At 42.1% G+C, this 12,760-nt stretch carries 11 protein-coding genes, 3 tRNA genes and 2 rRNA genes; 6 read left to right on the top strand and 10 right to left on the bottom strand.

Annotation, left to right across the window (positions count from 1 at the left end; genetic code table 11):
* Positions 1–557: 557 nt before the first annotated feature.
* The 5 genes from ABMY41_RS16030 to nudE form a co-directional block, all read right to left on the bottom strand.
* Positions 558–634 (bottom strand) — tRNA-Met (locus tag ABMY41_RS16030).
* Between the two features lie 46 nt (positions 635–680).
* Positions 681–757, bottom strand: a tRNA-Met gene (locus ABMY41_RS16035).
* A 153-nt stretch (positions 758–910) separates the two neighbouring features.
* Positions 911–987 (bottom strand) — tRNA-Met (locus ABMY41_RS16040).
* A gap of 240 nt (positions 988–1,227) precedes the next feature.
* The gene (gene cysQ, locus ABMY41_RS16045) at positions 1,228–2,025 is read right to left on the bottom strand and encodes a 3'(2'),5'-bisphosphate nucleotidase CysQ (protein WP_055021754.1); all 798 of its coding nucleotides are present in this window, start codon (positions 2,023–2,025) and stop codon (positions 1,228–1,230) included.
* The gene (gene nudE / locus ABMY41_RS16050) at positions 2,018–2,590 is read right to left on the bottom strand and encodes an ADP compounds hydrolase NudE (RefSeq protein ID WP_171040476.1); all 573 of its coding nucleotides are present in this window, start codon (positions 2,588–2,590) and stop codon (positions 2,018–2,020) included. The genes cysQ and nudE overlap by 8 nt, the downstream gene beginning before the upstream one ends.
* A gap of 61 nt (positions 2,591–2,651) precedes the next feature.
* Between nudE and yrfG the strand changes: the two genes are divergently transcribed.
* Complete coding sequence (gene yrfG, locus ABMY41_RS16055; RefSeq protein WP_054563941.1) at positions 2,652–3,308, top strand: GMP/IMP nucleotidase; 657 nt, start codon at positions 2,652–2,654, stop codon at positions 3,306–3,308.
* Here the strand turns inward: yrfG and ABMY41_RS16060 are convergent, their stop codons facing one another.
* On the bottom strand, positions 3,309–3,929 hold the full coding sequence (locus tag ABMY41_RS16060; protein ID WP_055199370.1) for a dUTP diphosphatase: 621 nt from the start codon (positions 3,927–3,929) through the stop codon (positions 3,309–3,311).
* Between the two features lie 133 nt (positions 3,930–4,062).
* On the opposite strand from ABMY41_RS16060, the gene ABMY41_RS16065 reads away from it, so the two are divergent.
* The gene (locus ABMY41_RS16065; RefSeq protein WP_055021757.1) at positions 4,063–4,692 is read left to right on the top strand and encodes a peroxiredoxin-like family protein; all 630 of its coding nucleotides are present in this window, start codon (positions 4,063–4,065) and stop codon (positions 4,690–4,692) included.
* A 32-nt stretch (positions 4,693–4,724) separates the two neighbouring features.
* Here the strand turns inward: ABMY41_RS16065 and ABMY41_RS16070 are convergent, their stop codons facing one another.
* Both ABMY41_RS16070 and ABMY41_RS16075 read right to left on the bottom strand, forming a co-directional pair.
* Positions 4,725–5,093, bottom strand: coding sequence for a YacL family protein (locus tag ABMY41_RS16070; protein WP_175083598.1), 369 nt, complete (start codon positions 5,091–5,093; stop codon positions 4,725–4,727).
* Between the two features lie 121 nt (positions 5,094–5,214).
* Positions 5,215–5,439 (bottom strand): hypothetical protein, encoded by a 225-nt coding sequence (locus tag ABMY41_RS16075; RefSeq protein ID WP_054554878.1) that lies wholly within the window; start codon positions 5,437–5,439, stop codon positions 5,215–5,217.
* 259 nt (positions 5,440–5,698) lie between these two features.
* Between ABMY41_RS16075 and uvrD the strand changes: the two genes are divergently transcribed.
* The 4 genes from uvrD to ABMY41_RS16095 all read left to right on the top strand — a co-directional run bounded on the left by uvrD (position 5,699) and on the right by ABMY41_RS16095 (position 11,914).
* On the top strand, positions 5,699–7,864 hold the full coding sequence (gene uvrD / locus ABMY41_RS16080) for a DNA helicase II (RefSeq protein ID WP_175083599.1): 2,166 nt from the start codon (positions 5,699–5,701) through the stop codon (positions 7,862–7,864).
* Positions 7,842–9,911 carry a GNAT family N-acetyltransferase gene (locus ABMY41_RS16085; RefSeq protein WP_349275416.1) on the top strand — a complete coding sequence of 690 codons (2,070 nt, stop codon included), beginning with the start codon at positions 7,842–7,844 and terminating at the stop codon, positions 9,909–9,911. Before uvrD ends, ABMY41_RS16085 begins: the two co-directional genes overlap by 23 nt.
* Complete coding sequence (locus tag ABMY41_RS16090) at positions 9,874–10,998, top strand: ABC transporter substrate-binding protein (protein ID WP_349275418.1); 1,125 nt, start codon at positions 9,874–9,876, stop codon at positions 10,996–10,998. The genes ABMY41_RS16085 and ABMY41_RS16090 overlap by 38 nt, the downstream gene beginning before the upstream one ends.
* Before the next feature lie 67 nt (positions 10,999–11,065).
* Positions 11,066–11,914: a CZB domain-containing protein gene (locus ABMY41_RS16095; RefSeq protein ID WP_105180702.1), complete on the top strand. Its 849-nt coding sequence runs from the start codon at positions 11,066–11,068 to the stop codon at positions 11,912–11,914.
* Between the two features lie 525 nt (positions 11,915–12,439).
* Here ABMY41_RS16095 and rrf read toward each other — a convergent pair.
* Positions 12,440–12,554 (bottom strand): 5S ribosomal RNA (gene rrf / locus ABMY41_RS16100).
* A 126-nt stretch (positions 12,555–12,680) separates the two neighbouring features.
* Positions 12,681–12,760, bottom strand: a 23S ribosomal RNA gene (locus tag ABMY41_RS16105); the annotation flags it as partial.

Raw genomic sequence — 12,760 nt, forward strand, 5'->3', positions numbered from 1 at the left:
ATTCATAATCATTTCCCAATTTAGGGATGAATAACTAGGATAGATATCAAGGAGTTGGATTTAGGTGCGAGTTAGTGAGTTAGCGAGTTAGCGAGTTAGCGAGTTAGCGAGTTAGCGAGTTAGCGAGTTAGCGAGTTAGCGAGTTAGCGAGTTAGCGAGTTAGCGAGTTAGTGAGTTAGCGAGTTAGCGAGTTAGCGAGTTAGCGAGTTAGCGAGTTAGCGAGTTAGCGAGTTAGCGAGTTAGCGAGTTAGCGAGTTAGCGAGTTAGCGAGTTAGCGATGGTAAAGTTTAAACGTTCTAAGTCAAGCCTATTGCTCTGATCAACTGACGTCTGACGGCTGAAAGCTGATAGCTCTGTTTATGTTGGGTTTCGCTACGCTCAAACCAACCTACCCAAAGAATGAACTGGGTGAACCCGAGTGAAAACACTGCACTAAACAACACTCTCATTCTACTTAAAACTTATAGCTTAAAGCTTCCAGCTTTTTCAGGCATAAAAAAACACGCTTTCGCGTGCCTGCTTGTCAAACTCATTTAATTTTAATCTTTAATTTCAGTTGGTTGCGGGAGCCGGATTTGAACCGACGACCTTCGGGTTATGAGCCCGACGAGCTACCAGGCTGCTCCATCCCGCGCCTGAAATTATTAAGTTTATTTTACTTCTCACTTAATTTAAGAAGTTGGTTGCGGGAGCCGGATTTGAACCGACGACCTTCGGGTTATGAGCCCGACGAGCTACCAGGCTGCTCCATCCCGCGCCTGAATATTAAGTTTATTTTACTTCTCACTTAATTTAAGAAGTCAGCCAATTCAAAGAATTGGTTGCGGGAGCTGTGAAGGTGAAGAGTGAATGCCTCACGCCGTGACGACGACCTTTATAGTTCCAACATTACACCAATCTTTATAAAGATTGGTTGCGGGAGCCGGATTTGAACCGACGACCTTCGGGTTATGAGCCCGACGAGCTACCAGGCTGCTCCATCCCGCGCCTGTATGTTTAGAGTCCCAGAAGCCGGATTTAAACCGACGACCTTCGACTTCAGGTATTAGCGAGTCCGACGAATGATTTATCATTCTGCTCCATCCCGCGCCTGTAATCTCTGAGTAACATAAGCATGTTATTGCTGCCCTGTTTCAGAGAGAGCGCTATCATATAGCAATAAGATTAGAAATCAAGGGTTATAGTGACAAATTTAACTCAAACGAACAAAAACCACACAAAACAAAGCTAAAAAGCTCGCTGATGAGGACTAATCATTTTTTGCCACTCCCAATCAGGGTGACCCATCACAATAAAGTCAGGGTTTTCTGTGCTTTCTCGTTGATTGTAAGTTAACGGGTTGAATTCGGCATCAGTAATACAGCCACCAGCTTCTTCTACAATCACTTGTGACGCCCCAGTATCCCACTCACCCGTTGGCCCGATACGTAAAAAACAATCAGCTTTACCCTCTGCGATGATACAAGCCTTTAATGAACATGAGCCTAATGCCACCGTCGCAAACTGAGTATTTAAATACTGACTGACCGCTTCAATTTTTTGTCTGCGGCTTACAGCTAAGGTTAAGTTATCGGGTGTTGCTACCGAAATTTGCTGATCTTGGCCATTTTCACGTTTAAATGCGCCATTTTGATAACTAGCAAAATAAGTCACTTGTTTCGCTGGCCAATGGATAACACCCAGTACTGGGCGATTATTTTCAACTAAAGCGATATTAACTGCAAAATCACCGCTTTCTAGAATAAACTCCCCTGTACCATCCATAGGATCAAGCAGCCAATAACGGTGCCAATCTTTTCTGTCTGCCAGCGCCGGAATGGGTGTTTCTTCAGACATAATTGGAATATCAGGGGCTATGGCTTTCAAACCAGCCATTAATACATCGTTCGATGCTAAGTCAGCCTTGGTGACCGGAGTATGATCTGACTTTTGCTCAGCACCAATATCATCCTGCTGATAAATGGCCATAATGGCATCGCCTGCTTGCTCAGCTAACCGAATACACGGTTCTAAAAAATCATTCATTGCCCGCTCCCGACTCTAAGTACTTTGTTAATAATAGCAAAGCTGCGACACTTCGTGCTTCAGTAAAGTCTTCTTGTTGCAATAATGATTGCCAATCACTTATTGGCCATTTTACAACGACAAGCGGTTCAGGCTCATCACCAGGTAAGGTTTCAGGGTAGAGATCTTCAGCATATAAAATATGCATAGTGGCATTAAAGTAACTCGGCGCCATGCTGACTTTTTTAAGTTCAGCGAAATGCTTAGCACCAAAACCAACTTCTTCTTTAAGCTCACGGTCTGCGGCTTGCTGTGGTGTTTCGCCTGGGTCAATCAGGCCCTTTGGAAAACCCAACTGATAATCATTGGTGCCTGCACAATATTCTCGCACTAATAACAGTTCGTTATCGGCCGTTACTGGCACAATCATAACTGCCCCTCTGCCACCGCCACGAATTCTTTCGTATTGCCTTTGCTCATCATTTGAGAACTTCAATTCGAGAGATTCAACAGTAAATAGTCGACTTTTAGCGACAACTTCATTAGACAAAATTTGCGGTGGTGTAGGATGCTTTTTCTGTGTCATTGGCATTAATTTGCTATCATGGCAGTTATGCTCATCATAAATCTTTTAAAGTGAATTGCCTATGTTAAATTGGTCAAAAATCGATACTGTGTTGTTAGATATGGATGGCACCCTACTCGATTTGCATTACGATAATTACTTTTGGCTAACCGTTATTCCCGAGCAATATGCGCGTAAACATAAAATCAGCTTAGACGAAGCAAAAGCTGACATTTTACATCGTTATCAACAAGTTCACGGACAAATTAATTGGTACTGCTTAGATTATTGGCAACAACAACTTGATTTACCAATTATGGCGCTGAAACGCGACATTCAACATTTAATCAGAATTCGTGAAGATGTTCCGCCGTTTTTAACTGAGCTTAGAAAAGCAGGCAAGCAATTGATCATGCTTACTAACGCACACCCAGATTGTGCCATGTTAAAGTTTGAACATACTGCTATCGATAATTATTTAGATGGTGTGATCTCAACTCATCAATATGGCGTGAGTAAAGAGCATCAACCATTATGGCAACAAGTACATCAAGAATGGCAGTTTGATAAGGAACGGACTTTATTTGTGGATGACAGCCCTGCCGTGCTAGATGCGGCAAAAGAGTTTGGTATTGGTCATATACTTGCGGTTGCCAACCCTGATAGTCAGCAACCGCATAAGCAGTTCGATGGCTTTTTATCAACCATCGATTTTCGCGAGCTTATACCCGTTGAATGATTACTTCGGGTAACGCTGCTCTAAGCCTTGGTATACAAGCTTTGCAAAATCTGCATGCTCTGTATCTAGGCTTTTAACCACTTCAACTAAGTGCTCGTTATCTTCTTGACCATTCCACACCTTGATATAGCTACCGTCTTTGTAGCCATGATCTTGGCGAAAGAAGTTCAAGGTGTTTTTACCAACGTAGCCACGATATAAATCATCGATATCCATACCAATTTGCGCCATACAACCTGCAAACGCAGCTGCATTAAAACTCTTTTCAGCGACTGCTGACGCGGCTAATAATTCGAGTGTTTGTTTAAAGTCATCTGCTTGAACTGGCGCACTTAACTCAGCTTCAAGTTGCGCAGCTAACTGCTCATAGCTGGTTTCACCATCAATGCGTAAAGATAAACCAAAATGGAAAATATCAACTAACTCTAAAATAACTTGTTCTGTGTCTGGGGTTTGTTTCTTCCACCACTTCCAACCGTAGTGATCCAGCATTTCAGCACACTCAACCCAAATTGCACGATACCATTCAAAACCTTGGCTAAACCATTGCTCATGAACTTTGGTATTCATCGCATTTTGCATCTCGAGCATAACAACGAGTTTTTGTAAATTAGCAGACATTCTTTATCCCAACTTGCATTTTTTATTTGCCTATATACTACAGTTAAATTTGAGTTTGATGTAGGTAAAGATGAAATAAATCCCGCAACAATCAGGTCATCTTTGCAGTTGATAAGAATAACCGAGGAAGCCCATGTTTAAATCTCTATTCATTAGTGCACTGTTTGTACTATCAAGCCACGTTATCGCTGCAACTGCAACCAATATTGCCGAATCAGCAGAGCAAGTTAGTCCGTTATTACCTGGCTTAACGGTGCCAAATGTTGAATTGAAAGACCAATACGGTAAAACCGTCTCGCTAGCTGAGCGCTTTAAAGAAAAAACTACCGTGCTGATTGTTTATCGTGGTGGCTGGTGCCCATATTGTTCAAAACAATTGGCCAGCGTGCAAAAAATAGAGAAAGAATTAGCAAGCTTAGACGCGCAACTAATTGCCGTTTCACCAGATAGCCCTGAAAAACTCGCTGAAACAAAAATTACAGCTCCTAGCTATCAATTGCTTTCTGACGACAGCCTTACTTTGGCGCAAACGTTAGGTTTAGCATTTTATTTAGATGACAAAACAGCAAAAATTTACCGTAATAAGCTTGGGGTTAACTTTGTCTCGTTAGAAGGTGAGCCAAAAGTAGCACTGCCAGTACCCGCAGTATTCGTAATAGATACTAATGGGTTAGTTCATTTTCAATACGCCAACCCAAATTACAAAGTACGCTTAACAGAAGATTTATTACTAGCCGCTGTTAAATCAGTGAGTGAGCAATAAATTAGCAACCGATAAGCAGGATATGCTTCTGCTTATCGGCTTTGTGTAAATTCTTGCCAAGATTCAATTAAATCGACAAAGTCTTCAAAACCACAACCGCTGCACAAGCCCTCTTCTTCAAGCATTAAATCATCATCTTGATAAGCAACTAAATCTTCGTTGTCTTGATGTAATGCATGTGCTTCGAACAGCGCTTCGTCTTTACTTAAGATCAAATCAATTTCTTGACCTTGTAAGGTTAAAGACTCATGACTGTTCTTAACAGCAGAGATCAACGCTTGCACCATCGCAATTTTTTCTTTTCCGACTTCTTCGTTTAGCCAACGGCCTATAATGGCGTGTTCAGAGGAAATTTTAATGCGTAAACCGCTAATAGGGTCGCGGATAAATTGATATTCCATGGAGGGTACTCTTAATACGTTATCTGCTAATTATACCGTTTGCAGCTAAACGTGGCGAGTTTAGTCGCCTTAAAACAGCTCGAGCGCCTAAGTGGCGCTCGAGTTTGTGCTAATTAAATAGCTAGAGTCGCGACTTGAAGCGTGCAGCATCAATAATCGCCCATAGGTATACGATTGGCAGTAAAATAAAGCCAACTGCAACATAAATTAGTGCACCACTAATAACCCATGCTAAAAAGAATGCAATAGCCGCCATTAAACGACCTTGTACCAATTGTCCTAAACCAGGAAAAAAGATATTACATATTGCTGCGATTACATTACCGCCAGAACCTTGCTCTGCCATACTAACCTCTGTAGTTTTTAATGATTATACTTTTTATAATCACACTTTATGCCAACTTATTATGACTTACAAATCAAAGTGTTAAAAAGTGGCGTGATTTTAATTTTAGTTCTTTTTGCTAAAAATCGGTCAAATTCACAATTTTTATATCGTAATTTTAATGACTTGCCAAAATAGCTGTTTATAAAAACAGTATTTTATTTAGCCTTGCATAAACACCTGTTATACTCCACCCATTATAGATTGAAAAGGCGTAACGATGGACGTTTCTGAATTACTCGATGGCTTAAATGACAAACAACGGGATGCAGTCGCAGCCCCATTGCAAAATATGCTGGTACTTGCAGGTGCAGGTTCTGGTAAAACTCGAGTACTTGTTCATCGCATCGCATGGCTCATGCAAGTTGAGCAAGCTTCTGCATACAGCATCTTTGCGGTAACCTTCACTAACAAAGCCGCGAAAGAAATGCGTACCCGTGTAGAAGAAACGTTAAAAGCACCGGTTGGTGGTATGTGGATTGGTACCTTCCACGGCTTATCTCATCGTATTTTACGCGCCCATCACCGTGAAGCGAACTTGCCTGAAAGCTTTCAAATCTTAGATTCTGACGATCAACAACGTATGATCAAACGCTTACTCAAAGCGATGAACATCGATGATAAAAAGTGGCCAGCAAAACAATTTGGTTGGTATATCAGCGCGAAAAAAGATGAAGGTCTACGTCCTAAAGACATTCAAGCCTACGATATTAATGAGCAAATGATGCTAAAAGTCTATGCTGCATATCAGGAGGCTTGTGACCGTGCAGGTTTAGTCGACTTTGCAGAAATACTACTACGCTGCTACGAAGTACTTAAGAACCACCCAACACTTTTACGTCACTATCAACAGCGTTTTGCCCACATGCTGGTAGACGAGTTCCAGGATACCAACACTATTCAGTACGCTTGGTTAAAATTACTCGCAGGTAACACCAACAGTATTATGATCGTAGGTGATGATGACCAAAGTATCTATGGCTGGCGTGGCGCAAAAATTGAGAATATCAAACGCTTTTTAACTGACTTCGAAGCCGAAACCATTCGCCTTGAACAAAATTACCGTTCAACGGCAACAATCTTAAAAGCATCAAATGCGCTGATCAAAAACAATGCTGAACGCATGGGCAAAAGCCTGTGGACTGACGGCAATGATGGTGAGCCTATTTCTGTTTACGCTGCGTTTAATGAATTAGACGAAGCGCGCTTTGTTAGCAGCAAATTACGTAGCTGGCTAAATGCAGGTAATGCATTACAGGACGCCGCCATTTTATACCGTAACAATGCGCAATCTCGAGTACTCGAGGAAGCAATGCTACAAGAAGGCTTAAAATACCGTATTTACGGCGGTATGCGCTTCTTCGAACGCCAAGAGATCAAAGATGCACTGTCGTATTTACGTTTAGTGGGTAACCGTCAAGATGATGCTGCTTTCGAGCGCGTTATTAACACCCCAGCCCGCGGCATTGGTGATAAAACGCTAAGCCATATCCGTGATTGCGCTCGCAATGAATCATTGCCACTTTGGTATGCCGCAAAGGCTATTGTAGAGCAGCAGCATCTATCTGGCCGTGCAGCAAGTGCCGTCACTAAATTCTTAGAACTTGTTGAGCATATCGAAGATAAAATCAGCGATCTCACCTTAGAAGAGCAAGCGAAATATGCCATTCAAACCTCAGGGTTAATGGCAATGTATCAAGCTGAAAAAGGTGAAAAAGGCCGTGCCCGCGTAGAAAACTTAGAAGAGCTTATTAGTGCTTGTGGTCAATACGAACTCCCTGAAGATGAAGAGTTCAGCTCACCACTACAGGGATTTTTGGCTTATACCTCACTAGAATCTGGCGAAGGCCAAGCTGATGAGCACGAAGACGCAGTGCAAATGATGACATTACACTCAGCAAAAGGCCTAGAATTCCCACTGGTATTTATGGTTGGTGTTGAAGAGGGCATGTTCCCATCACAACAAAGTAATGAAGAGTCTGGCCGTTTAGAAGAAGAACGCCGCCTCTGTTATGTTGGTATGACTCGCGCGATGGAAAAACTATATATTAGCCATGCAGAAAGCCGCCGTTTATACGGCCAAGAAAAATACCACAGCCCATCACGCTTTTTACGTGAAATGCCTGAAGACTGTATCGAAGAAATTCGTATTAAAACACAGGTTTCAAGACCACCCGCGGCAGGTCGTTTTAGTCCCTCAGTAACACATGCCGCATTTGAAGAAAGCGGCTTTAACTTAGGACAACGCGTATTACACGCCAAGTTCGGCGCAGGAACCGTACTCAATTACGAAGGTAGCGGCGCACAGTCACGTATTCAAGTGAACTTTGATGACCTAGGCAGCAAATGGCTTGTAACACAGTATGCAAGACTTCAAGCCTTATAATGAGTATTTAACAGCACTGTGTAATGAGCTGGTGATCGCAAAGCATCGCCAGCTTGTCATTGTGCAAGGCTGCGAAACTTGGTGCTATCAGTTTGCAAACCAATTAGCGCTTAAAAATACCTATGTTTTCAGTAGCAACTCATTATTAGCAAATAGTGAGTTTCCAAAACATGCTCACCAAATTCTTGGCCAAGAGTTTCAACACGCAATTTTTGATGGTTTTAGCGGCTTATATGCCGATAAACTAGCCGCGCTTGCAGGTACCGTAAAAGCAGGTGGTGTACTGATACTGTTGCTGCCCGATGACCGCAAGTGGCAAGACCCTGCACTCACTAGTATTACCTCTTATGGCGAAGAAATTAAACACAGCTTTTTTAATCAGCGTTTATTCGCCAAGCTAGAGTTGCAACCACATTATTTTACTGAACACTCGCTCCCTGCTTACCAATCAGTATCACCAGCAACTGCTGAGATAAATTATCAGCAACAACAAGCATGTGTTGAGCAAATAATTAAAACCGCAACAGGGCGCGCTAATCGTCCTTTTGTGATCAGTGCCGACCGAGGTCGTGGTAAGTCAGCTGCTTTAGGGCTTGCAGCAGCAAGTCTTCAAGATAAAAGAATCCTTATTTGTGCCACCCAAACCAAAGCCGTACAAACAAGCTTTAAGCATTTAGCCACTGAGCTTGGTGTTAGCAAAGAGCAAAACTGTAAGCAACTAGCTAACCTTAGCTATATTGCGCCAGATACACTGCTACACGAAAAACCTGACTGCGATCTGTTATTTGTCGACGAAGCTGCGGCGATTCCGGTTCCTATGCTATTAGAGATACTAAAAAGTTATCCACGAATCGTATTTGCGAGCACTATGGTTGGTTATGAAGGGAATGGGCGTGGTTACACGTTGCGCTTTTTACATTACTTACGTAGCCAATATAAATCGCTAAAGGCAGTTACTCTGGATGAACCTATTCGTTTTGCTAAACATGACCCCCTCGAAAATAGCCTACGCGAACTATTACTACTCGATGCAAAGTACCTAGATACGCAAAGTGGTAAGTCTTACCAATTTGAAAATATAAGCAAAGATCAACTCGTTGAAGATGAGCAGCTGCTTAGCCAAATTATGGCGCTACTGGCGCTGGCTCATTACCAAACCACGGTAAACGACTTACGCCAATTGCTTGATGCCCCAGAGTTACAGCTATCGATCTGCAAACAAGAAAATGCATTAAAAGCCGTTTGCTTAATCGCTATTGAGGGTGGCTTAGCACCAGAAATCGCAGAGCAAGTAATAAAAGGAAAGCGTAGGCCTCATGGTCATTTAATGGCGCAATCTCTGACTCAATTGAGCCGAAATACAGAAGACTTGTGTAAACGCTCAGCGAGAGTTGTGAGAATAGCTGTTGCACCTGAACGTCATCAACAAGGTATTGGCTCAGCCCTGTTAAACTACTGCGAAAGCCAATTAAATAATTGCAGTTATTTTGGTGCCAGTTTTGGCGCAAATGCAGCGTTAGTTAAGTTTTGGCAAAGTAATGGCTTTAATATTGTTAAGCTTGGATTTAGTCATGACAAAGCAACGGCTGAACATGCTGCTTTAGTGATTAAAGCATTAGGTAAGCAAAGCACAGATAGCGCAGCACTCTTAATAGAGGAATTTAAACAAGATTTCTCTTTGCAACTCCTTGGTCACTTTAGCTCACTTCCTTGGCAGCTTATTGCAGAGCTATTCAAAGGCTTACCAAAAAGTTCCTTATCTTCTGCCTTAAATACAAGAGCTGAGCGACTGTTAACCGGTGACATTAACCTCTTCCAAGTACAGCCATTGCTATGGAAAATGATTTGGAGCACACCAATTAGTCTAAATTTATTAGATGAACATACAAAATTCATCCTTATTCGACTAGTATTACAGCAAACCTCTGTAAATAGCTTGATCGAAGAAGCCGGTTTTACAGGTAAAAAAGACTTAGACTCACAGTTCAAAACCGCAGTGCAAGGTTGGTATGCTCACTATAAATCACTTCAAAATAACAGCCATTAAGTGTTTATGTTTTTATGCCTTGCTACTATCTCAGTTAGCTTTAGCTGAACACGAACAACCTACCATTAAACTCGGGATGTCGACGGCACTGACTGGACCTGCTAAGCAAATAGGTGAACAGCTAGCGCTTGGTAGTAATATTTACTTTAACAAAATCAACAAAGAAAACGGTATTAATGGCCAAAGTATCGATCTGATCTTAGCTGATGATGGCTATGAGCCAAAAAATACCGTAGTGAATACCCGCGAGTTTCTATTTGACCAAAAGATCCATGCGATTTTTGGCTCTATGGGCACGCCAACAGCTCATGCAATTAAGCCCCTGCTAGATAGACACCGTATTCCATTTCTCATGCCATTTACAGGCGCTGACTTTTTACATAACAGCTCAATGCCGAATGTATTTAATCTTCGTGCGAGCTACCAAGATGAAGCCATAGAGCAAATTAACTACCTAGTTAAAGAGCGTAAGCATGAAAAAATTGGCTTAATGATCCAAGCCGATGAGTTTGGTTATATGGTAGAGAGCAATCTCGTTAACGCCCTAAAAATACATGGTATTAAACCTGTAGAAGTCACGCGATTTAAGCGTAATAGTGATGATATTTCAAAAGCTTTAGCGCTTCTAAAAGAAAGTAATGCAACCGCGATTTGTTTAGTCGGCACCTACGAGCCTCTCGCTGAATTTATTAATGCAGCGAACAAACAAAACTTCAACCCAGACTATACTTCGGTGTCTTTCGTTTCGAGCCATGATTTATATCAGCGAGTTAAACAGCCTGCCAACATTATGGTCACTGAAGTGGTACCTGACCCAAATAACTGTAAAAACCCTTGGTGTAAGCAATTTATTGAAGATATAGAGCCTTATCACACTAGTGCGAATAGAATTATATTTGAAGGTTATTTGAATGCTGTTGCACTCGTTAGCGCTGCCCAAAAATGCCCAACGCCTCTAAACAATCAATGTCTGCTGACTGAGCTAAATCGTCTCTTTACTGACACATCAGATTTCGCTGATCTATTTAACACTCACACTGCGGGAAATAACAAAAAAATCTACCGCTCATATTTTAAAAGTAATTAGGTTAAACTACGACTAAATTACAATAATGTTCTATGCTATAGAGACTTAACAAGGCTTTGAGGAAAATATGGATCTGATTAATTTTCGAGTTGGCCAAAAGACCATTTCACTAAAAATTCTCGATATTCTTCTAACTGAGCGTTACGAAGGAAATTTAACGTCGTTGCCAAATGAAAATAAAAGCTTCATTGGGGTTAAAGATTATATGGAAACCCCAACGCCTATCTTTGATTTAGGAATTGTATTAAACAATCACTCAACCAAAGAGACCAATACCGAATTATCTGACCTTTTAGTCGAAAGAGAAAAAGACCATTTAGATTGGCTAGATGCCTTAGAAAATAGCCTAGTAACAGGTGCACCTTTTACAAAAGCCACAGATCCAGACAAATGTGCATTCGGTCGTTGGTATAACAACTTTGAAACCGATAACGAAGACTTACAAAGTATCTTAGCCAAGTTTGATAAGCCACACCGTGAATTACATGCTATGGCCGGTGAGTTATTAGAATTGCAAAAAAGCCAACCTCACGACAAGGTGATTAGCCTATTTGCAGAGAAAAAGCGCCAAACATTCAACCAGCTTATTAGATTGTTTGAATCGGCACGTGAGCAGATCATTCTTGATTACAAGCCAATCATCATCTTCACCACAAAAGACGGTGTAACACCTCATATAGGCCTTCTAGTCGACAAAGTAGAAGACAACATCAACGTAAAAAAAGAAGACATCAAACCGTTAGACCAACTTACCTCGGTTGGTTTTGATGTTGATCCGCAAACTAAAAACATGATGCGCGGACTAATCAAAATGAAGCATAAACACAGCTTATTATTAGACCCAAGTGCCATCTTCCGCCCAGAGCACCTCATGCGCCACGAAGCAGAAGAAACCGAAGAGTATGGGCTTTTTTAGTCGCTAGTTAGCGAGTTAGAAAGAGTAAAGTTAGTTAGGGGAAAGTTGAAAGGTCTGGCGTAGGTTGGGTAGAGCGGAGCGAAAGCCAACACATCACAGAGCTAGCAGCTTTCAGCCGTCAGCGTTCAGCCGCGCGGTGTGGATGTTTGGTGCTGCGTCTTCCTCTGCTGGAGCTTCTAGGCTTTAGGCTCTAGGCAAAGTGTGCTTGTAGGAATGGCTTCAGCCATGAATGTGTTTGTTCTGGTCTAGATTCGGCACTGAAGTGCCTCCTACGGGGGGGTTGCTGAGGGTGACTTTGTACTAAACAACCCCGCAGTTCAACTTTACCCTTGCTAACTTGCAACTCGCTAACTTGTTGGGTTTCGCTGCGCTCTACCCAACCTACCTGGAGAATGAATAGGGTGAATGCTGAGGGAGTCTCTGCACTAAACAACCCCACAGTTCAGCTGACGTCTGAAAGCTGAAAGCTGACAGCTCCAGACGCAAAAGCCCGACTCTTTCGAATCGGGCTTTCTCTTATTTGGAGCCTGGCGATGACCTACTTTCACATAGCAGCTGCTACACTATCATCGGCGCTGTTTCGTTTCACTACTGAGTTCGGCATGGGGTCAGGTGGGTCCAAAACGCTATTGTCACCAAGCAAATTTGGTTTTAATTCGCTCTTTTGAGCAAATTAATAAATCTGGAATTCTGATATCAAGTAAATGTCTACTTTAGTATCTTAACTTCTGTCTGTTACGCTGTCATAAAACGCGTTTGGCGTTGTATGGTTAAGCCTCACGGGTAATTAGTACAGGTTAGCTTAATGGCTCACACCACTTCCACATCCTGCCTATCAACGTTGTA

Origin of the sequence: Pseudoalteromonas sp. BZA4 (assembly GCF_040104395.1) — a bacterium.
In the GTDB taxonomy this organism is placed as follows: Bacteria; Pseudomonadota; Gammaproteobacteria; order Enterobacterales; family Alteromonadaceae; genus Pseudoalteromonas.

Excerpts from the sequence above, each read along its gene's own strand:
- ABMY41_RS16085 (WP_349275416.1), top strand. The coding sequence starts at position 7,842 with ATGCAAGACTTCAAGCCTTATAATGAGTATTTAACAGCACTGTGTAAT.
- uvrD (WP_175083599.1), top strand. The coding sequence starts at position 5,699 with ATGGACGTTTCTGAATTACTCGATGGCTTAAATGACAAACAACGGGAT.
- ABMY41_RS16095 (WP_105180702.1), top strand. The coding sequence starts at position 11,066 with ATGGATCTGATTAATTTTCGAGTTGGCCAAAAGACCATTTCACTAAAA.
- ABMY41_RS16060 (WP_055199370.1), bottom strand. The coding sequence starts at position 3,929 with ATGTCTGCTAATTTACAAAAACTCGTTGTTATGCTCGAGATGCAAAAT.
- yrfG (WP_054563941.1), top strand. The coding sequence starts at position 2,652 with ATGTTAAATTGGTCAAAAATCGATACTGTGTTGTTAGATATGGATGGC.
- ABMY41_RS16065 (WP_055021757.1), top strand. The coding sequence starts at position 4,063 with ATGTTTAAATCTCTATTCATTAGTGCACTGTTTGTACTATCAAGCCAC.
- cysQ (WP_055021754.1), bottom strand. The coding sequence starts at position 2,025 with ATGAATGATTTTTTAGAACCGTGTATTCGGTTAGCTGAGCAAGCAGGC.
- nudE (WP_171040476.1), bottom strand. The coding sequence starts at position 2,590 with ATGACACAGAAAAAGCATCCTACACCACCGCAAATTTTGTCTAATGAA.
- ABMY41_RS16070 (WP_175083598.1), bottom strand. The coding sequence starts at position 5,093 with ATGGAATATCAATTTATCCGCGACCCTATTAGCGGTTTACGCATTAAA.
- ABMY41_RS16090 (WP_349275418.1), top strand. The coding sequence starts at position 9,874 with ATGCTCACTATAAATCACTTCAAAATAACAGCCATTAAGTGTTTATGT.
- ABMY41_RS16075 (WP_054554878.1), bottom strand. The coding sequence starts at position 5,439 with ATGGCAGAGCAAGGTTCTGGCGGTAATGTAATCGCAGCAATATGTAAT.